Origin of the sequence: Dendrosporobacter quercicolus (genome assembly GCF_900104455.1) — a bacterium.
Classification (GTDB): Bacteria; Bacillota; Negativicutes; order DSM-1736; family Dendrosporobacteraceae; genus Dendrosporobacter; species Dendrosporobacter quercicolus.
Genome location: NZ_FNHB01000001.1, coordinates 114247 through 135642 on the forward strand (window position 1 = coordinate 114247; position 21396 = coordinate 135642).

Here is a 21396-nt window from a genome sequence, read left to right on the forward strand (position 1 = left end):
TGGACACTCCACGATTGACAGCTTGACTCAATACTTTTTACAGGAGCACCAAGCAAACATTGAGGCGTTTTATCGTGAAATGATTATCGAAGAGGATTTATCGCCAAGGATTCCTGGTATAGCAGCCACAACAAAACGACAGCCACCTGGAAAATTTAGATTTGCTGTTAGGAGCTCTTCCCAGAACATGGACGATCCCATTGCCATTATCGGGATGAGCGGAAGGTTCCCGCAAGCCCGGAATATCGACGAAATGTGGAGAATTGTTACAGAAGGACAGGATGCGGTTACCGCTATTCCCGAAGAACGGTTTCCAGGCCCGGGGCCGGGGAAAACTAAATGGAAATGCGGTTGTATCTCAGGCGTTAGTGAATTTGATGCCTTGTTTTTTGAAATTTCACCACGAGAAGCGGAGATTATGGATCCGAGGCAACGCCTTTTACTGCAGGAAGCATGGAAGGCGTTGGAAGATGCGGGATATGGGGCAACTCATCTTAGCGCAAATAAGATTGGAATGTTTGTTGGTGTTGAAGAGGGTGATTATCACCTGCTTGTTAAAGAAAAGGGCAGTATTACAGCCAATCATACTGCAATTTTAGCGGCTCGTTTGGCATACTTTTTAAATCTGAATGGTCCTGTTATGGCAATTAATACAGCTTGTTCTTCCGGTTTAGTTGCCGTACACCAGGCAATTTTAAGTTTGCGAAATCGGGAATGCACTACTGCGATTGCGGCAGGGGCGAATTTGATATTGACTCCGGAGTCATTTATTGGAATGAGCCAAGCTGGGATGTTGTCTGAAGACGGCAAGTGCTTTGCCTTTGATGCACGAGCGAACGGTATGGTACCGGGAGAAGCCGTGGCTGCAGTGGTGCTTAAGCGATTATCACAAGCAGAGTCCGACGGAGATCCAATTTATGCAATAATCCAGGGAAGCGGTATTAACTATGATGGGAAGACTAACGGCATTACTGCACCAAGCGGGGTTGCGCAAACAGATCTTCTAAAATCAGTCTATGATCAATACAGGGTGAATCCGCAGGAAATCGAATATATCGTAACCCATGGAACCGGAACTAAACTAGGAGATCCCGTTGAAATCAATGCACTATATAATGCTTTTAAAACTTATACAAGTAAACAGGGATTTTGCGCTCTTACCTCAACAAAGGCAAATTTCGGCCATACCTTCGCCGCTTCGGGCCTAGTCAGTTTGATTTGTCTGGTACAGGCTTTGCGTTACGGGATAATTCCGCCTAGTCTGCACTATGAACAAAAAAATGATTATATCCGTTGGCAGGAAAGTCCTTTTTACGTTAACCAAGTAGCAAGAACCTGGCCGGAGCGGGAAGGCAGGCGCCGTTCTGGTGCAGTAAGCGCTTTTGGAATGAGCGGAACCAATGTACATATGGTGGTCCAAGGTTATACCAGCAAGGAAGCGGTAACATCCTCAGAGCAGGGACCGTATTACCACCTGCTCGCATTTTCAGCTAAGACTCCGGCCGCTTTGCAAGAAAAAATTCAAGATATAATTGATGCAATGCAAAACAGTCATTGGTCAGAGAAAAACTTGCCCCAGATCAGTTATACCTTGTTAGCAGGCCGCCAGCATTTTGCTCATCGTTGTGCGATTATAGTCCGGGATCTGGAGGACGCTTTATATCAATTAAAAAAGGCTGGGCGTAAAGAGGAATTGCCTAGAATGTTCCACGGAACGGTTCCCCGGAACTTTTCCGGTCAGAAGCTGATCGTGGAGTATACCCAATATTTGTTAGAACACAGCCAGTCAGTGAAAGGAAACAAGAACAAATATCGGGAAGTACTCTGCGCTTTAGCGGACTTTTATTGCCAGGGTTATGAAATTTCGTGGAATTCCCTATATAGCATTAAACCACGTCGAATCAGTTTACCACCGTATCCGTTTACTAAAGAAAATTACTGGGTGGCAGAAATCAAGACTAGATCTGCCAGCAATATGTCAACAAGCTCAGCAGTTATTACATTTATGCATCCGTTATTGCATCAAAATTCTTCAGATTTTACCGAGCAGCGGTTCAGCTCGACTTTTACGGGTCAGGAGTTTTTCCTGGCTGACCATGTTGTTAAGGGTCAGCGGGTTTTGCCCGGCGTGGCTTATCTTGAGATGGCACGCGCAGCAGTGGAACAGGCAACAGGAGCAACGGCAGAGTTAGACGCTGGAATCCAGCTCAAAAACATTGTTTGGTCTTGCCCTGTTGTTGTAGGAGAAAAGCCGGTTCAAGTACACATAGGACTATGTCCTGAGGACAACGGAGAAATTTCCTATCAAATCTATCGAAAGTCAACAACGGACAATGCTGAGCCTGTTGTGTATAGCCGGGGCAGGGCAGTGCCCCGGTCAGCCAGCGAAGCTTCAACGCTGGATATACCTTTCTTACAATCTCAGTGCGGCCAAAGCAGTTTGTCGTCTTACCAATGTTACGAGGCCTTTAGAGCGTTGGGGTTTGATTACGGTCCGGCACATCAAGGGATAGAGGTTGTGTATGTGGGTGCGGGACAAGTGTTGGCTAAGCTTTCCCTGCCTTTGGCTGTTTCTGATACAAATGATCAATTCGTTCTTCATCCCAGTTTGTTGGATGCTGCCTTGCAAGCGTCAATCGGTTTAATGCTGGACTCGGATAAGTCCTTATCATCCAACAGCGGTGTTCATTGCAGGCCAATTTTACCCTTTGCATTACAAGAACTGAATATAAATGGAAAATGTACTGCCGTAATGTGGGCTCTGATTCGATACAGTAAAGATAGTAAAGCAGGAGACAATGTGCAGAAGATTGATATTGATTTGAGTGATGCAAAGGGTACGATTTGTGTGCAGATGAAGGGATTGACATTGCGGCTTCTGGAAGGTGAAGTAGGTGAAGCTGATGCCTCGGCAACATTTGGGACTTTGATGCTTCATCCTTGTTGGAAAGAAAGCGTGGTTGTCCAGGCAGCCTCAGAACCGGCCTATGCACAGCATATATTGGTGCTGTGCGAGCCAGGGGAAGTCTTACGGGAAAGTATTGAAAAACATATCAATGGTGTGAGTTGCCTTCTCTTGCAATCCCAGCACGAAGACATAGCGGAGCGCTTTCAGACCTATGCTGTGCAAATGTTTACTCGAATTCAAAGCATTCTCCAAAATAAGCTTAAGGGTACAGTATTAATTCAGCTTGTCGTTCCTATTCAAGAGGCACGACAACTGTTCTCCGGTCTCTTCGGACTTTTGAAAACTGCCCAACTTGAGAATCCAAAACTAATTGGACAACTGATTGAATTGGGTTCTGAGGAAGATTCTGCGGGAATTGTAGAGAAACTGATGCAGAGTAGCCGAAATCCAATTGATAATCAGGTTCGCTATCAGCATGGAACGCGGTGGATTGCTGGTTGGAGTGAGATAGAAGTTCCTTGCGAGGTGATGATTCCTTGGAAAGACCAAGGGGTATATTTAATCACTGGCGGCGTAGGGGGGCTGGGACTTATTTTTGCCAAAGAAATCGCGCAAAAAGTCAAAGCAGCAGTATTGATCCTAACAGGCCGGTCCCCATTAAATGAGGATAAAAAAGCTAAACTGAAGGAACTTCAGGCCTTAGGCGCTCAGATTATATACAAGCAGTTAGATGTGACCCAAAAGGAGGCGGTTTACGGGTTGATTCAAAGCATCCAGGAGGGATATGGCAGTCTTCACGGCATCATTCACAGTGCCGGTGTGATTCGGGACAATTTCATCATTAAGAAAACAAAGGAAGAAGTGCAAGAAGTTCTGGCCCCGAAGGTAAGAGGACTGGTTAATTTAGATCAAGCTAGTAAGAATCTAAGTCTTGACTTTTTTATTCTTTTTTCCTCAATAGCCGGATCAATAGGCAATATCGGCCAGGCGGACTATGCTACTGCTAATGCTTTTATGGATGCCTATGCTAAATATCGTAACAGTCTAGTATCTTTAGAACAACGTCAAGGCCAAACGATATCAATTAATTGGTCATTGTGGAAAGAGGGCGGAATGCATGTTGCTAGAGAAACCAGAATCATGGCGGAAAAAGATATGGATATGATCGCTCTGACCACGGTAGCTGGCATAAAGGCTTTTTACCATTGCCTGGCTTCTAAGCATGAGCAGGTGATGGTGATGGAAGGTAAGTTAACGGGAAGGCCTACTGTTATGGCAAAAAACAGAACAGCAAAAATGCGATACTTAAAGGAACATACTATTACAAAGAAACAGTCTGATGTACCTGAAAATGAAAATATCAAAGCGCGTATGATTGCTTATCTAAAACAGATCCTTTCCAATACACTTAAATTGGACCCCGATCGAATGGACATAAATGAGAGTCTTGAGAAATATGGATTAGATTCCATTATGGTAATTGAAATTAATAATAAAGTCGAACAGCATTTTCCGGATCTTTCGAAGGCATTATTTTTTGAATATAGTACCATTGATGATTTAGCCGATTATTTTATAGAAGCACATAAAGAAAGCGTAGATAAAATTTTTCAATCCCCCCAAATATTGAATCAAACGGAGTTTTCAGCAAATGTATTACAACAGGATAATCAAAATTCAAAGCATATAGTAATTAAACCTTTTTCCAAGTCTAAACGAATTAAGTATCTTGCAAAACAAAACAACAGTGATATCAAATATAGTTCCGCTATGTTGTTCAATCAGCAAACACAAAAGGATGATATTTTAAACGTATTAGTTAACCAAATAGAAACCAGCCATTTTTTTAACCTGGATGACATTATTAAATTTTACTTAGAAACAAAAAAAGAAATGATACAAGTTCAAAATTCAGTATATAATCCGAAAGAAGAGTTTAAAGAACAGATAAGGCCATTATTGATTCATGAAAAGGAATTGCAAACTAATCCCGAAATTGCAAAGCTTATCCTGGATATAGACAATAAATATCCACCAGCAGGATATGAGCGATTACTTTATCCATATTTTTTCATTTCGGCAACTAAAGATAAATATATAAGAGTCATTATAGATGAGGCACTTATTATTCCATTTTTTTCTATTAATAAAGATATGTATCAGGAGCTTCAATCTTACTGTCAACAAAATCAGCAACAGTTACTCATTGTGGATTGTTATCATGATTGGCTTATTAGCAACGGAATGAAACTTATTCCATTGGGTGTTTGGCAAAACCTTGACGTAAAGCAGTTTTCATTAGCAGGTAATAAAATGCGAAAATTGCGCTATTTAGTTGAAAAATTTAAAAAATGTGGAGAGGTTAAAACTGAAGAATATCATAATAAATCAAAGATGCCAATAAATGAAATGAAAGATTTAATGATGAAATGGAGTGAAAGTAAAAAAAATATAATTCATCATTCCTATATATGTATGGCGGAACTTTTGCAACAATCATTCTCTGTTGAACACCGGGCTTTCTTAACATTTCATAATAAAAAACTATGCTCTGTTATAGTAATAGGAAAAATTGAAAACGGAATATATATAATGGATCAGGAATTTTATGATCCCCAAACTGCACCATTGGGTCATATGGAGTATGCAATCCTTCAGATAATCGAGCAACTAAAAATAGAAAATGCGAAGATTTTTTCTCTTGGATTAACCTGGTATCCGTTTGTTTTTGAAGACCATCCTGCTAATGATGCTGGAGGTTGGGTATGGTTGAAAGAACAAAATAAGAAGCAAGCTCTTTTAAGTCGAATTTTTTACCAAGGTGAAACAAACTATCAATTTAAAAAGAAATTTGGTGTCATCGGAGAACCGATTTTTGCTTATATACCGAAAAATACGCCTTATTCTTTTGTATTAAATTATTGGACTGTTTTCTATCAAAATTCACTAACCTTTACGCAACTCGCCAAGCAAATAGATGAAATATCGTTATTAAATTCAGATGTAGAAAAAAAAAGCGAAAACAGTATTCAAATCAATCATAATTTAAATGAAAATAAATTTATAGAATTACTTGTTGAAACAGATAAGCTGGAACAACTTGCTTACAATAGTAGCCCGCTGGATTTAATGACAGACTCCTGGTTTGTTGTCCGATCCGATGCGGTAAAAGAACGTATCACTTATTTAAAAACTAAGCCTCAGCAAGAAACAATAGAGCTTCTTCATACTATTTTCCCATTTAAACATATTATCTTAACAACTCAAGGGCGAATAGCTGAACAGATTTTCTATCAGGCTTATCCTAAAGAAAAGACAAGAATACTTACCACAGTTTCCTGGACGACTTCTCTCAAGCATCAGCTGAGTAATGGTTTCGATGTCATTGAACTACCCGATTTATCAGTAATACAACCACAATCAGCTCATTTGTTTAAAGGAGAAATGAATTTAGAAGCATTAAACGGACAGTTAGAAAAGGAGAGTGATAATATTGCCTTAGCCGGTTTAGAATTATTAAACAATGCAAGTGGTGGTCATCCGGTTCGATACTCTCATATTTGTCAACTAAAATCAATACTTCAACAGTACAAAATACCTCTTGTCCTTGATGCCTCAAGAATTGTCCGAAATGCATTTCTTTCTAGACAATATGAAAATGGCTACAACCAAAACAACGTTTGGGATATTGTCAATCAAACCTTGCAACAAGCTGAACATGTTGTAACCAGTTTAACCAAAGATTTTGCAGTTCCAGTAGGTGGGCTGATTGCGACAAATGATAGTCAATTAGCAACAGATATTAGAAATATTCAAATTCGCGATGGACTAACAATTCCCACAGATTGTGAAAATATGATTATACAAGCATTATCAGAAAAAGAGACCATCCTTTGTCTTATAGCCAAGCAAATAGAATTTACAAAGCGTTTGCAGGATATGCTGATTCAGGCGCGAGTTTCCATACTACAGCCCGCCTATGGACATGCAATAGTTATTAATATATCACAATTTATTGATGGGGAAACAAATACTCAAAAAAAGCAACAATTTCTTAAACAATTATTTTTGAAAACGGGTATTCGTGGGAGTATCCATCAGGTTGGTAAGCAGAAAAATACAATTCTTGATCAGTGCATTCGTTTAGCCATCCCACTAGGTCTAACAAAAATGGACGAAGAGAATATATATAATAAATTACACAGCTTCTTTAATTAATAAACTCAACTTTCCTACTTCAAAAAATCAATATGGCCCAGCAAAATGTAGCCAATTCACGTGAACTTACCAAGTTTCTATCAAAGAAGTTAAGATCGCTTTAGGAGTATTTTTAAAATAACCTTTGTAAAAAAATTACTGGTAATACATCTTGACACTATAATTCATTTATAGCATAATACATAATATAGAATAAATGTAAAAATTTTCATTACCTATTCTTTAAATATGCTTTCTGAATAACTTTTATAAATTAAGTTAATTACTACTCAGACAACTGACTGGCTAAAAGCTAGAGGCTGTTTTTCATTAATTTTAAGATGGAAAACAGTCTTTTTGTTTTAGTAATATTTGTCAATCCGAAATTACCGTGAAATATTGTCTATATCCTATGATATGCTAAGTAGCCTACGATATAGTATTCTTTGCCGGCAGCAATGTCAGCAAGGAGAATTCAGGTCATTTTTTTGCAATATGTGGTGATCTTATTGAGCTGGTTGAGGCGTTGCTTGGACGAAGTTGAGCTAATCATAGCATCCTAATTATGGTAAGTATACAAGGGAGGTCTTAAACATGCTGGATGTAAAACTAAAAGAACTAGTAGCTCTACTAACAAAAGAACAGCAGCAATCTTTATATGAAGCGTTTACTCAGCAGAAAGCAAAACAGTTAGAACCTCAACAGTATGATATTGCTATTATCGGATTAGGTGGCCGGTATCCTCAGTCAGATAGTCATTATGAATTTTGGATTAAACTTCAACAAGGAACAAATTTCGTCCAGGAAGTCCCTATAAGTCGCTGGAATCATAGTGAATACTATGATTCTCAGATTGGTAAAACATTTATTCCTCATAAAACGCGTTGTAAATTTGGTGCTTTTCTGAAAACACATGATAAATTTGATGCAGCTTTTTTTGATTTATATCCTGATGACGTGTTCTTTATGGATCCCCAGGAGCGAATTGCTTTAGAGACTACATGGTCCTGTATCGAAGATGCGGGTTATACCCCTGCAAAGTTAGGAAAAGATGTGGGGATATTTTCCGGAATGACCTATAGTGAGTATCAAAAACTAATCCCTATTTCAAGTCATTGCTATGTACTAAACAGTAGGATAGCTTATTTTTTTGACTTCCAAGGACCAGCAGTAACTTCAGATGCAGGCAGTTGCTCTTCTTTAATAGCTATACACTTGGCATGTCAAAGCTTAATGAGAAAAGAATGTCAAACAGCACTTGTCATCGGAGTGAATGTTATACTGCACCCTGACCATTATACAAGCGCATCTCATATGCTTAGTCCAACAATTAAACCATGTTCTAGTCCCTTTGGAAGCGATGATGGCTGGATTCCAGCTGAGGGAGTTGTATCTATATTACTAAAACCCTTGAAACAAGCTTTACAGGACAAGGATAATATTTATGCAGTTATCAAATCCAGTCATATTTGTCAAGAAGGTAAAACATCCTGGTTTATGTCGTCCAGCCCAAAGCAGCAAGCGAAACTTATTCAGGATAATTTTGAGAAGTCCGGGATACATCCCGAAACCATCAGTTACGTAGAACCAGCCGCAAATGGATCATTGCTAGGTGATGCCATAGAACTGGAAGGATTAACGGCAGCATTTAGCCGATTTACGAATAAGAAGGAGTTTTGTCCTATTGGCTCAATCAAGTCTTATGTAGGGCATGGTGAAGGAGTATCTACGTTACTTCAATTAACAAAAGTATTATTGCAGTTTAAATCTAAAACGCTTATTCCGCTAATTAATTTTGAAAAAACTAATTTCAATATAAAGATCGAGAACTCTCCTTTTTATTTTCAGGCAACAACCCAAAAGTGGGAACCTCCTATAATAGAAATTAACAAGAAACAATTTACACTTCCTCGTCGAGCAACAATATCATCTTTTGGCGCTGGCGGTAATATTGGTCATCTCATTTTAGAAGAACATATCGCAACGGATATTCTAAAACAGACATTAGATTATTATTTTATTCCGCTATCATCTAAAACAGCCGATCAACTGGAAGAAACTGCAAAAAAATACATTGAATTTTTTGAACAGTATCAAAATTGGGATTCAGAATGGAAATCTAATTACACGCTTTTAAATATAATGTATACGCTTTGTATTGGTAGAATACCCTTTCAGGAACGAGTAGTGTTTATTGTTAATAATCTCGAAACTTTAGTGAAACAACTTCATCAATTTAAAAGAAAAGATAGTAATTTAAATATTATTACAAAACATAAAGATAGCACAGTCAATGCAAGAAATGGAAACAATCAGTCCCAGATTCCAGGCTACATAAAAAACCAATCATGGAATGATTTGGCTAAGCTATGGGTTCAGGGTGAAAATATTGATTGGGAAGTGTTCTTTAATTTATATAATGTACGGCACATATCATTACCGACATATTGCTTTCAACGACAATCTTTTCCTATCCCGAAACCGACGCGTCCCTAATTTGGATGAAGTTAATCCATAACAAAAATAACCGGTTGGATATGGAATTTATATAGATATTACGAGTAACAATGACAAGCTAAAGATCAATAACCTTATGGACTGGTAAATGAAACATTACATGTCTAGAATTGAGGAGGAGAAAAATGGACGAGACTTACAAAACACGACCAGTACTATGGAGTGCTGATTTCATCCGAATTTGCCTGGCGAATTTTACTGCCTTTACCAGCTTATATTTTATTATGCCTACGCTTCCACTCTATGTTAAACAGCTCGGCGGCACAGAGGCTGTTGTCGGACTTGTTGTTGGCATTTTTACTTTTTCCGCCGTTGCTATACGGGTAGTGATCGGCCGGGCTCTTGACGAGTGGGGGAGACGAAGCATTTATCTAGGCGCCTTGGGGATCCTCAGCATTGCTGCCATTGGTTATCAATGGGCAGGAACGGTAGCAGGTCTTTTGGCGGTACGAGTATTATACGGTTTCGGCTGGGGCGCGTCACACACGGCGGCGGGAACTGTAGCGGCAGATATTATTCCCGCATCGCGCAGGGGAGAGGGCATGGGTTTCTTTGGACTGTCGAACACCCTGGCTATGACGATAGGACCGGCTGCAGGAGTGTTTATCGGCGTAGAGTGGGGGTTTCCTATCCTTTTTAATCTAGCGGGTCTTTGCGCCCTAATTGGTCTGGCGCTGGCATACAGTATCCGCTATCGTCCTGTACAAGCTGCTGCTGGGCCGAGAGGAAGCTTCATTGAACCCGCTGCTTTACCCTTTGCGGCAATTAGCTTTTGCTGTACTACCATCTATGGGGGGATTGTAGCTTTTATGACCCTTTATGCGCTGGAGCAAGGAATAACCAATCCAGGCGTGTATTTTAGTGTATTTGCTGTTGCTGTAATCGTGGCGCGCCCAATTGCCGGCAGGCTTTATGATCGATCAGGAATGCGGGTAGTAATGGCGCCGGGACTTTTGCTGGTTACCCTGTCTATGCTAATTCTTGGCGTGTCCGATCATCCTGTCCTTTTTTTGCTTAGCGGGGTATTCATGGGCTTGGGCTTCGGGGCCACCCAACCGACACTGCAGGCTATGGTGATTACTGTTGTTGATCCTCAGCGCCGGGGAACGGCTACAGCGACACTGACGCTAGGGGCTGATTTCGGCATTGGCACCGGGGCGATGCTGCTGGGGTTAATTGCCCAGACTGTAGGTTATGCGACTATGTACCTTTATTCCACTGTAGGGGGAATAATAGCACTGATCCTGTATTTTTGGTATGAACACCACACCGTAAGCTCCGATGAAAGCGGTGTAAGGGTTGATGACCAATAGGATGAAAGGGAAGTGCTAAAATGAAATTGGAAATATTAGAATATCTACCTGAGGTGAACTCGGAACTACCCCCGCTTATCTTCATACATGGAGCTAATCATGGGGCCTGGTGTTGGCAAGAGCATTTCCTCCCCTATTTTTTTTCAAAAGAGTTTCCCTGTTATGCTCTTAGCTTTAGAGGACATGGCGGAAGTGAAGGTCATGAAAAACTTCATTCTTTTTCGTTGGCGGATTATATGGATGATGTACTTGAAACGATGAAATTTTTAAAAAATAAGCCGGTTCTCATTGGACATTCAATGGGAGGGGCGGTTGTTCAAAAGTTATTGCATTTGTATCCAGATAAAATAATAGCAGCAGTTCTAATCGCCTCTATTCCTCCCAATGGCATGTTAAGAGACTTATCGAGGTTAATTTTTACTCGTTTTAAAGACATTACTCAAATGGTATTATTTCTCAGAGGGAAAAGTAGAAATTTCCCTGGCGGTATTTTTTTTTCCGAAAAACTACCAGTTGAAAAGACGGAGCGGTTTGTTAGGCTTTTGCAACCGGAATCGACTAAAGCACGTAACGATTTCTGTGGACAAATTGTTCCTGCGTTTTTAAGTACTAATGTGCCAATGTTAGTACTTGGTTCAAGGACAGATTGGTTTTTTCCTGAGAAAACTACTATTCATATTGGAAAGGCTTACAATGCAAAAACAGTTATTTTTCCTTTTATGTGTCATGACATGATGCTAGATCCTAATTGGAAAATGGTTGCCGATCAAATTCTTGTTTTTTTGAATGAAGTTGTAGTTAAAGGCGAAAAGAAGAATAAGAAACTGAATTTATAAATAGTACTTGGAAATTCGGGTTTTTCCTCCCAATTGTAGTATCAAACAAGCAAAATACTCAGGTCAGTATTACTTATTGTAATAATTTGGAGGCGTGCTTGCTTTTCCGGAAGCTTATCCTTTGGGAATTGATCTTGAAAAGATTAACCCGGCTGAAAGAGCTATTTAGGAAATGAATCAATTTGAAAAGACAAAAGAAAGTTATCTTTTAACTTGGCGAAAAAGCTCGTTATCCTGCGTAATCCAGGATGATGAGCTTTTTTATTACTATAAATTCATAACGGTTTATTTAATTTAATTAAATGAAGAAATCTGGCACGCGCCATAGTGAGGGAACGCTCAATACTTGCAAGGAATTTCTTTCAAACCGCTATTATCGAAGCTGTCAACGTCGGGAAAAGTTCTGTAGAAGAAGCACTCATTGAGATGTACTTGGCTGGCGTAGTATCTGTGATAAAGCCGCCGTGTTAAGACTCCCGGCGGGCCTGCTGTTTTGTAGAATTTCAAAGTTAAGAGAATTTCACCTGATATAGCATATTTTTTGTATTTTTTGGCAATCCTAATGACAACATAGTATGGTTATGAGGAGTGTGATTGTTATGTTGTCATTTAAAAATAGAAAAATTGGCAAAAAACAGGCATTTCTGGCTGGAAGTATTTTAGCGGTGGTTTGTCTGCTCACATATTACTTTGTCTATTATCCCGGCAGCCAGGACGGCTATCCATTGCTGCCGCAGGAAACGCAGGTTGCCAAGCAGGATAATAAAATTAAGATATCCGGCAATACCAACATTAAGCAGCGGATCCAGTACCTGAAATGCAAGGATGAAGAAGTGATTACAACCAAGCCGGCTGAACATATCATCGGGCTGAATTACCAGGAAATGCAGAAGGTATATTCCGGCTGGACAATTGATAAATTCGATGATCTTGAAGTGGAAATGACATTAAAGGTAGACAGTTTTTGCCGGGAGCATGCCAACAATATGTTTCTTTCCATTAAAGACGGTTATGTAGCGGTATATTACGGCAAGCCGGGCGCCAGAGCGGTATTAAAGGAGGTAACTGCGATACCGGTCAAGCATATCATGCCGCAGGATATTGAAGAATTAAAGCGGGGACTGGTCGTCAATTCGCGGGAAGAACTGTTACGGACTTTAGAAGGAATGCAGGCGCGTTAGCGTAAGAGTTGGAGCTGCTTCAAACAGGAGGCGGCTCTTTTTTCGTTCTAAATACAGCAAGGGCAGCTGCCGCGTCTGGCAGTTCCATTGAAGCCAGCCGGGGTTTTGTCGTAATAAAAAAAAGGAATAAAGTGGCGGTTTGTCGAAGTTATCTGGCCGGAGGGGAAGTATATGTTGGCTTTAGGCATCGATCCAGGCACCGCCATTTGCGGCTATGGCCTGGTTGAGCACCGCGGCAGCACGCTGCGCGCGGTTGAATACGGAGCAGTGCAGACCAGCCCGCGGCTGAGTAATTCCGAGCGGCTGGTGATCATACATCGGGATATTGATTTACTGATTAAAAAGTATCAGCCGGATATTGTTGGCGTGGAGCAGTTGTTTTTTAACAAAAATGTCCGTACGGCAATGACTGTCGGTCAGGCCAGAGGCGTAATCCTGCTGGCGGCGGCGCAGAATGAAATTGAGTTGGCCGAATTTACGCCGCTGCAGGTTAAACAGTCGGTGGTCGGTTATGGCAAGGCCGAGAAGGAGCAGGTGATTTATATGACGCAGCGGTTATTAAATTTACCGGCAAAGCCTCATCCTGATGATGTGGCCGATGCCCTGGCGATCGCGATTTGCACCACTCACTGTGTAAATAAAGCGGTATGGGGAAGCGGACGATGATTGGTTATGTGCGCGGCATAGTGAGTCATATTTTTGGCGATTATTGCTTTATTGACGTTCAGGGGGTCGGCTACAGGGTTTATATAGCGGCGTCTACCCGGCAGAAGCTGAATACGGGAACGGAGGCCTCGCTGTTTACCTATCTGAATGTGCGCGAAGATGCGCTTATGTTATACGGATTTTATACCCAGGATGAATATCAATTGTTTTTAAAACTTACTTCGGTGGGCGGTATTGGACCGAAGGTGGCGTTAGGAATACTTTCGGCCATTAGCCCCGATGCTTTCCGGCTGGCGGTTGGCAGCAAGAATCTGACTGTTTTAACCAAGATCCCCGGCATCGGCAAGAAAACCGCGGAGCGGATTATCGTTGAATTACATGATAAAATCGGTGTTGTCGGTACCGATTCCCAGCTCAATAAAGAAGAGCAAATAGTCGTTGACGAAACAGACGATGCAACCCAGCAAGCGCTGGCGGCGCTAACGGCTTTAGGCTATACGCAGGCCGAAGTAATGCCGGCCATCAACAGGCACGGAGCGGCGAAGTCAGTGCAGGAACTGATCAAGCTGGTACTCAGGGACTTTGGCGGGAGGTAGGGAATGGAAGAACGAATCATTGCAGGCAGTGAGCAGGATGTCGATCAATGGCAGTATAGTTTAAGGCCCCGGCGGCTGGTTGAATATATTGGACAGGATAATGTGAAAAATAACCTGTCAATCTTTGTTCAGGCTGCCCGGTCCAGAAATGAAGCCCTGGATCATGTGCTGTTGTATGGTCCGCCGGGGCTGGGAAAAACTACCCTGGCCGGTATTGTAGCCAATGAACTGGGCGTCAATTTCCGGATAACTTCCGGTCCGGCGATTGAGCGGGCCGGTGATTTGGCGGCATTATTGACGAATCTTGGCGAAAAAGATGTATTATTTATTGACGAAATTCACCGGCTGTCGAGAAATATTGAAGAAATATTATACTCAGCGATGGAAGATTTTGCGTTGGACATCATTATTGGTAAAGGGCCAAGCGCCCGTTCGATCAGGCTGGATCTGGCTCCCTTTACACTGATTGGCGCAACCACCAAAGCCGGTGCGCTGGCTTCGCCGCTGCGCGACCGGTTTGGGGTCATTTGCCGGCTGGAGTATTATCAGGCCGAGCATTTGGTCTGCATTGTTAAACGGGCCGCCGAAATATTGAATATTGCCATTGAAGACCGCGGCGCTTATGAAATTGCCAAGCGCTCCAGAGGCACGCCCCGGATTGCCAACCGTTTGCTCAAACGGGTGCGCGATTATGCGCAGATTGCCGGAGACGGCGTCATCACCGACATGATTGCCGACAAGGCGCTGGCGATGCTGGAGGTGGATAAGTGCGGCCTGGATAAAACCGACCGCAATATGCTGCTGGCAATCATCCAGAAGTTTAATGGCGGTCCGGTTGGCGTAGAGACGCTGGCGGCGGCAATTAGTGAAGAAACCGATACCATTGAGGATGTTTATGAGCCGTTTTTGCTGCAAATGGGCTTTATTAACCGTACCGCCCGCGGCAGGGTCGCCACTTTGGCCGCTTATCAGCATCTGGAAATTCCGGTAAAACCGGCAGGACAGTCCGGCCAAGGTACTTTATATTAAAGACAGGTGAAGTAGATGAAAGTGCTGCTGCACGTTTGTTGCGGCCCTTGCGCCGTTTATCCTCTCCAGCGGCTGTGTGAGGACGGGCATGAGGTTGTTGGCTTTTTTTATAATCCCAATATTCATCCATATAAAGAGTTTTCCCGCAGGCTGGAAACTGCCAGGGAGTTTGCCGGAAAACGCCAGCTGAACCTGCTGGTTGACGACCGGTATCAGCTGGAGGAGTTTTTGCGCGGTGCGCTGAATGCCGAAAACGGCCGCTGCAGCATGTGTTATGAAATCAGACTGCGGGAAGCCGCCAGGATGGCCAAACGTCAGCAGTGCGATTGTTTCAGTACGTCTTTACTGGTCAGTCCTTTCCAGAAACATGAATTAATTCGGACAATCGGCGAGCAGATTGCGCTGACCGAGCAGATTCCGTTTTTGTACATTGATTTCCGGTCAGGCTGGAACGAAGGGGTAAGGATCAGCAAAGAGCTGGAATTGTACCGGCAGCCGTATTGTGGTTGCATTTTTAGTGAACAAGAGCGTTATTACAAAGGATGCAAGGAGCAAAAGCAATGTTTTCAGGCGGATTTGAATCCATCGGCAAAAGTCTGATTTACCTTGGCGTCATGATAGCGATCATTGGCGTGATCATTCACTTTGGCGGCAAAGCCGTTAATTTTGGACGGCTGCCTGGGGATATCAGGATTGAGAGAGAAAATTTCAGCTTTTATTTTCCTATTGTCAGTTCAATTGTGTTAAGTATTATTCTTACGATCATCTTAAATTTCTTTACCAGACGGTAATGCTGAGAGGAGAATTTGCTTGTCAAACCGACTGATTTTTTTGCTGGGGCTGCTCATCGCAAGCTTTCTGTGGCCGGCAATGACCGGCTATGCCGAAGCAGCTTCCAAGAATCATTTTTCAATAGCCAGACAGCCTGAGATCAGGGTCGGAATCTGGTCCGATCAAGTCAGCATCATGGTTTCGGCGGACAGTGACTTTGCGCTGACTGACGCTAAAACCAACCGCCGGCTGGGCGGGTTTTCAGCTAAAGAAAAAGTAAATGTTACCGCTAAGAACGGCCGGATATTGCTTAACGGCAAGCCGGTTGCAGCCGAAGCCGTCAAAGTATTGTTGAGCGCCAAAACCGGCGAGCATTATATTGAGATCAACAGGAAGCGGTACCGGGGCGCTGTCGGTATTCACCGGACAGCTGAAAAGCAAGGCCTGACAGTGGTCAATACCTTGCCGTTGGAGCAATATTTGAATGGCGTTGTTCCGGAGGAGATGCCTGCTGAATGGCCGATGGAAGCGGTAAAAGCCCAGGCGGTGGCGGCCAGGACCTTTGCCCTTCATCACTTGAATAAGCACAGTGAAGATGGTTATGATGTTTGCGCCACAACGCATTGTCAGGTATATGGCGGACAAAACAGTGAAACCGTGCAAACGACCAAAGCTGTTGCCGATACTTACGGTCAGGTGCTTTTAGCTAACGGTAAGCCGATTGAAGCAATTTTCCATAGCAGCGCAGGCGGTACCTTTACCGAGGACAGTGAAAATGTCTGGGGAACAAGCATGCCCTATTTACGGTCGGTTGCCGATTATGACCAACAGTCGCCGTACGTACACTGGCAAAAAGAAATAACGCCGCAGGATCTGGATCAGGCCCTGACCAGGGCAGGCTATGCCATTGGCCCGGTGATCGCAATTGAACTGTCGCCGCTGGGCAAGGCTCCGGTTAAGGCCAAGGACCGGGGCGTGTCAGGACGGGTAAAAACCATTGGTTTTATCGGAACAAAGGGCCGGGCCGAGCTTAGCGGGAACCAGGCCAGAGCAATACTGGCATTAAGCAGTACCCTGTTTGACATTAAATCAATCGTTCCGGGACCCAAGGGCATTGATGTTAAAATTACCGACCGCTATGGCGACCGTGAAACGAAAGTGATTGATGTGAATGTGCCGCCGCGCAAAGAGAAAGGTTTGCTGACCGATAAGGAAAATATCATCCGGATATCCGGCCGCAAAAATGAAGTATGGCTGTTTAGCGGCGCAGGCTCCGGGCATGGGGTGGGTTTGTCGCAATGGGGCGCAAAAAGTATGGCTGAGCAGGCTCCTAAAGAGGATGTCACATACTTTCAGCAGATATTGAAACACTATTATCAATCTACCGAAGTAAAAAAAGTGTACTAGTACCTTGACTGGGTTGGATTGGAGGTTAGGTTGGGGGAGATTCTAATCCGGTCAAGGTACTAGGATTCGTTTAAGGAGCTTGTTATGCTGTTAGCCGATTTTGATTATGAACTGCCGGAAGAGTTAATTGCCCAGAGGCCGCATGAACCACGCGACGGTTCGCGGCTGATTGTACTGAATAAGGAAACCGGAAAGCTCGCGCACCGTCATTTTTATGATGTGCCGGGTTTTTTGGAATCAGGCGATACGCTGATCTTTAATGATACAAAAGTTTTGCCGGCCAGACTGATTGGAATAAAGCGGGAAACCGGGGCCAAAATTGAAGTGTTTTTACTTAACCGGAAGAATGGCGATGACTGGGAAGTGCTGGTTAAACCCGGCAAACGGGTCCGGCCGGGGGCAGTCATCCGTTTTAGTGATGAGCTGTCCTGCGAAATCATTGCCGCTACCGATTTTGGCGGAAGAATTGCAAGGTTCAGTTATCAGGGGATTTTCGAAGAACTGCTGGACCGGTTGGGAGATACTCCTTTACCGCCGTATATCAAAGAAAAACTGGCCGATAAGGACCGTTATCAGACGGTCTATGCCCGGTTTAGCGGATCGGCGGCCGCGCCGACAGCCGGATTGCATTTTACGCCTGAATTAATGCAGGAAATCGCAGACAAGGGCGTTCATTTAGGATATGTCACCCTTCATGTCGGCTTAGGAACTTTCCGGCCGGTCAATGTTGAGCAGATTACGGAGCATGTCATGCACAGCGAGTATTACTCGGTGCCGGAGGCAACGGCGCAATTGATCAATCGTACCAGGGAGCGGGGAAAACGGGTAATCGCCGTTGGCACTACGGCCATCCGGACGTTGGAAACGGCCGGCGCCGGCGGCAAAGTGGCGGCCGGCAGCGGCTGGACCAATATTTTTATTTATCCCGGCTATCAATTTAATATGATTGACGGGCTGATTACGAATTTTCATTTGCCAAAATCTACTTTGCTGATGCTGGTAAGCGCCTTTGCCGGACGGGATGCGGTGATGGACGCCTACCGGGAAGCGATTGAACGGCGCTACCGCTTTTTTAGCTTCGGCGATGCAATGCTAATTATTTGAAGAAATATTTATCTAATATTTACCGAAGTAGGAGGAAGCAAGTTGGCGGTAACTTATGAATTAATTAAACGCTGCCCGCAGACCGGGGCAAGGGCTGGCCGGCTCCATACGCCGCACGGCGTTTTCGATACACCGATGTTTATGCCTGTCGGTACCCAGGCCACAGTAAAGGCAATGTCGCCGGACGAACTCAAAGCAATGGGCGCCGGGATCATTCTTAGCAATACCTATCATTTGTATCTGCGGCCAGGCGCTGACCTGGTTGCCGAAGCTGGCGGGTTGCATCGGTTTATGAACTGGGACCGGGGAATTTTAACCGACAGCGGGGGATTTCAGGTATTTAGTTTGGGTCCCCTGCGCAAAATTACCGAGGATGGCGTTAACTTCCGTTCGCATATTGATGGTTCAAAGCATTTTTTATCACCGGAAAAAGCGACTGAAATACAAATGGCGCTTGGCGCTGATATTATTATGGCTTTTGATGAATGTGTGCCCTACCCGGCTGAACACGATTACGCCAGACTGTCAACAGAACGTACTACCCGGTGGGCCGAACGCTGTAAACAAGCGCATACCAGAAAAGATCAGGCGCTGTTTGGTATTGTGCAGGGAGGCATGTATAAGGATTTGCGGTCGCAAAGCGTCAGAGATTTGATTGCTCTGGACTTCCCCGGTTATGCGGTCGGAGGGTTAAGCGTCGGCGAGCCAAAGCCGCTGATGTATGAGTTGCTGGAACATACGGCGCCGCAGCTGCCGGAAAACAAGCCGCGTTATTTAATGGGCGTGGGCACGCCGGATTGCCTGGTGGAAGGGGTAATGCACGGCATTGATATGTTTGACTGTGTGTTTCCGACCAGGGTTGCCCGTAACGGTACGGCAATGACCAGCCGGGGGCGGCTTGTGGTAAAAAATGCCGAGTTTGCCCGTGATTTTACACCGGTTGATACGGAATGCGGGTGTTATACCTGCCGAAACTTTTCCCGGGCTTATGTCCGGCATCTGCTAAAGACCGAGGAGATCTTCGGCTTGCGGCTGACAACAATTCATAACCTGCATTTCCTGTTGGATTTTATGAAAAAAATGCGTCAGGCAATTATTGAAAACCGGTTTGTGGCTTTTCGCGAGGAATTCCTGGCGAATTATCGCCTTAGCTGACAGGATTATCAGGCAGTCAGGCGGAATATAGGTAGTATTATGATGATGGAGGGATTTAAACGTGAATTTATCACCGGAAATGATGCAAATGTTAGCCTCGTACGGCCCGATTCTCTTTATGGGGTTTGTATTCTATTTTTTACTGTACAGGCCGCAGAAGAAGGAACAACAACGCCGTACCAATATGCTCGATAGTCTGAAAAAAGGCGACCGGGTAATCACTGCCGGCGGAATTCATGGGGCAATTACCGCCCTTACGGAGAAACTTGTAACAATTAAAATTGCTGATAAAGTGGAAATCAACGTCTCCCGTACGGCAATCAGTGTGAATGAGAGTGACACAAAAAATAACCCTAAAAAATAGTGGATGAGGCTGTTTTATGGAATCAATACAGGCTGAAAAAAGCAAGCTGCGTACGATGATGCTGCTGGAGCGGCGTAAATTGAGTCCGGCGGCGATTGTCGCCGAAAGCGCCTTAATTGCCCAAAAACTGCTTGCCTGCCAGCCTTATGCCGCTGCCGGAGTTGTGCTGGCTTTCGCGGCAATGCCTGATGAGCCGCAGACGGAATTGATTATGCAGGATGTTCTGCAGCAGGGGAAAAAACTTTGTCTGCCCCGAATTGACGGTCCTTATGGCAGCATGGCTGCGGCTGAGGTAAACAGCCTGGCCGAGCTGGTGGAGGGAAAGTACGGAATACTGGCGCCGCCGCCGGAAAAAGCGGTGATTGACCCCGGGTGCATTGAGTTGATTATCGTGCCGGGCGTTGCATTTACCTTAACCGGGCAGCGGCTGGGGATGGGCGCCGGGTTTTATGACCGCTTTCTGGCGCAGTCCGGCCAGGCGGTACGGATAGGACTGGCGCTGCAGTGCCAAATAGCCGCCAGCATCCCTTGTGAGGATCATGATTATTTGGTTGACCATTTGGCCACACACGCTGGCATCATCAATTGTCAAACAGGCAAAATGTAGCTTCGGCGGCATTTTGCCTGTTTCGTGATAGGAGTATAAAGTGGAAATTAAGATTGGCATGGCAAAAATCAATAAATACGCCGTTTCGCACAGTGGTGACAGCGTTGAAGTCGCCGAGCGTCCGCAAGGCGGCATTACCGCCATCCTGGCGGATGGACAGGGCAGCGGCAGGGCGGCCAGAAATACCAGCAGCCTGGTGGTCAATAAAGCGGCTGCGCTGATTGCCGATGGGGCCCGGGATGGCGCTGTCGCCAGGGCTGTTCACGATTATCTTTATGCGCTCAAGGATGGTAAAGTATCTTCTACCCTTACATTAATCAGCGCCGATTTGGATGCCGGTACAGTGGTCATCAGCCGGAATTCCAATTGTCCGGTCATTGTTAAGGATGCTTATGGACTAACGATTTACGACGAAGAGGTAAATTCAATTGGGGTGCACAAGCGGACAAAACCGTTAATGTACCAGGTTCCGCTGGAAGCCGGTATGATTTTCATAGCGTATACTGATGGCATTCAGGCAGCCGGCCGCAAAAAAAGCAAAGAAATTGACTTTGCCAAAATTTTGGCAATTATTGAGGAAAATGGCGCTGCCGATGTTGCCTTTATCGCCGACAGTATTCTGGAATACGCCCTAAAAGTCGATGAATACCGTCCCGGTGATGATATGACAGTGGTGGTACTGTCGATATGTGAAAGCGAGAATCCGGATAAAATCAGACGGATGAGCGTGTCTTTTCCGTGTTAG

At 44.1% G+C, this 21396-nt stretch carries 16 protein-coding genes (1 of these 16 only partly in view); all 16 read left to right on the plus strand.

Annotation, left to right across the window (positions count from 1 at the left end; genetic code table 11):
* Positions 1-7126: the end of an amino acid adenylation domain-containing protein gene (locus BLR06_RS00425; RefSeq protein WP_092067195.1), read on the plus strand. The gene continues 10064 nt to the left of window position 1, outside the view; 7126 of the gene's 17190 nt are visible here — the last part of the coding sequence; its start codon lies off the left edge, out of view; the stop codon is at positions 7124-7126.
* A 573-nt stretch (positions 7127-7699) separates the two neighbouring features.
* Positions 7700-9601, plus strand: a complete 1902-nt coding sequence (locus tag BLR06_RS00430) for a beta-ketoacyl synthase N-terminal-like domain-containing protein (RefSeq protein ID WP_092067197.1) — start codon at positions 7700-7702, stop codon at positions 9599-9601.
* 146 nt (positions 9602-9747) lie between these two features.
* Entirely contained in the window at positions 9748-10935 is a 1188-nt protein-coding gene (locus BLR06_RS00435) for an MFS transporter (protein WP_092067199.1), read from the plus strand.
* A 20-nt stretch (positions 10936-10955) separates the two neighbouring features.
* Positions 10956-11771 carry an alpha/beta hydrolase gene (locus BLR06_RS00440; protein WP_092067201.1) on the plus strand — a complete coding sequence of 272 codons (816 nt, stop codon included), beginning with the start codon at positions 10956-10958 and terminating at the stop codon, positions 11769-11771.
* A 599-nt stretch (positions 11772-12370) separates the two neighbouring features.
* A complete protein-coding gene (locus BLR06_RS00445) occupies positions 12371-12952 on the plus strand; it encodes a BofC C-terminal domain-containing protein (RefSeq protein ID WP_092067203.1) in 582 nt (193 codons plus the stop codon).
* 171 nt (positions 12953-13123) lie between these two features.
* On the plus strand, positions 13124-13618 hold the full coding sequence (ruvC, locus tag BLR06_RS00450; RefSeq protein ID WP_092067205.1) for a crossover junction endodeoxyribonuclease RuvC: 495 nt from the start codon (positions 13124-13126) through the stop codon (positions 13616-13618).
* A complete protein-coding gene (gene ruvA, locus BLR06_RS00455; protein ID WP_092067207.1) occupies positions 13615-14214 on the plus strand; it encodes a Holliday junction branch migration protein RuvA in 600 nt (199 codons plus the stop codon). Before ruvC ends, ruvA begins: the two co-directional genes overlap by 4 nt.
* 3 nt (positions 14215-14217) lie before the next feature.
* Positions 14218-15243, plus strand: coding sequence for a Holliday junction branch migration DNA helicase RuvB (ruvB, locus tag BLR06_RS00460; RefSeq protein ID WP_092067209.1), 1026 nt, complete (start codon positions 14218-14220; stop codon positions 15241-15243).
* Positions 15244-15258: 15 nt separating this feature from the next.
* Complete coding sequence (locus BLR06_RS00465; RefSeq protein WP_092067211.1) at positions 15259-15843, plus strand: epoxyqueuosine reductase QueH; 585 nt, start codon at positions 15259-15261, stop codon at positions 15841-15843.
* A complete protein-coding gene (locus tag BLR06_RS00470; protein WP_092067212.1) occupies positions 15804-16034 on the plus strand; it encodes a DUF2905 domain-containing protein in 231 nt (76 codons plus the stop codon). Before BLR06_RS00465 ends, BLR06_RS00470 begins: the two co-directional genes overlap by 40 nt.
* A gap of 19 nt (positions 16035-16053) precedes the next feature.
* Positions 16054-17421, plus strand: a complete 1368-nt coding sequence (locus BLR06_RS00475) for a SpoIID/LytB domain-containing protein (protein WP_245697971.1) — start codon at positions 16054-16056, stop codon at positions 17419-17421.
* Positions 17422-17505: 84 nt separating this feature from the next.
* Entirely contained in the window at positions 17506-18525 is a 1020-nt protein-coding gene (gene queA, locus BLR06_RS00480; RefSeq protein ID WP_092067214.1) for a tRNA preQ1(34) S-adenosylmethionine ribosyltransferase-isomerase QueA, read from the plus strand.
* A gap of 42 nt (positions 18526-18567) precedes the next feature.
* Positions 18568-19680: a tRNA guanosine(34) transglycosylase Tgt gene (gene tgt / locus BLR06_RS00485; RefSeq protein WP_092067216.1), complete on the plus strand. Its 1113-nt coding sequence runs from the start codon at positions 18568-18570 to the stop codon at positions 19678-19680.
* A gap of 79 nt (positions 19681-19759) precedes the next feature.
* Positions 19760-20044: a preprotein translocase subunit YajC gene (gene yajC, locus BLR06_RS00490; RefSeq protein ID WP_092069707.1), complete on the plus strand. Its 285-nt coding sequence runs from the start codon at positions 19760-19762 to the stop codon at positions 20042-20044.
* A gap of 16 nt (positions 20045-20060) precedes the next feature.
* Positions 20061-20651 (plus strand): 5-formyltetrahydrofolate cyclo-ligase, encoded by a 591-nt coding sequence (locus BLR06_RS00495; protein WP_092067218.1) that lies wholly within the window; start codon positions 20061-20063, stop codon positions 20649-20651.
* Positions 20652-20691: 40 nt separating this feature from the next.
* Positions 20692-21396 (plus strand): PP2C family protein-serine/threonine phosphatase, encoded by a 705-nt coding sequence (locus tag BLR06_RS00500; protein WP_092067220.1) that lies wholly within the window; start codon positions 20692-20694, stop codon positions 21394-21396.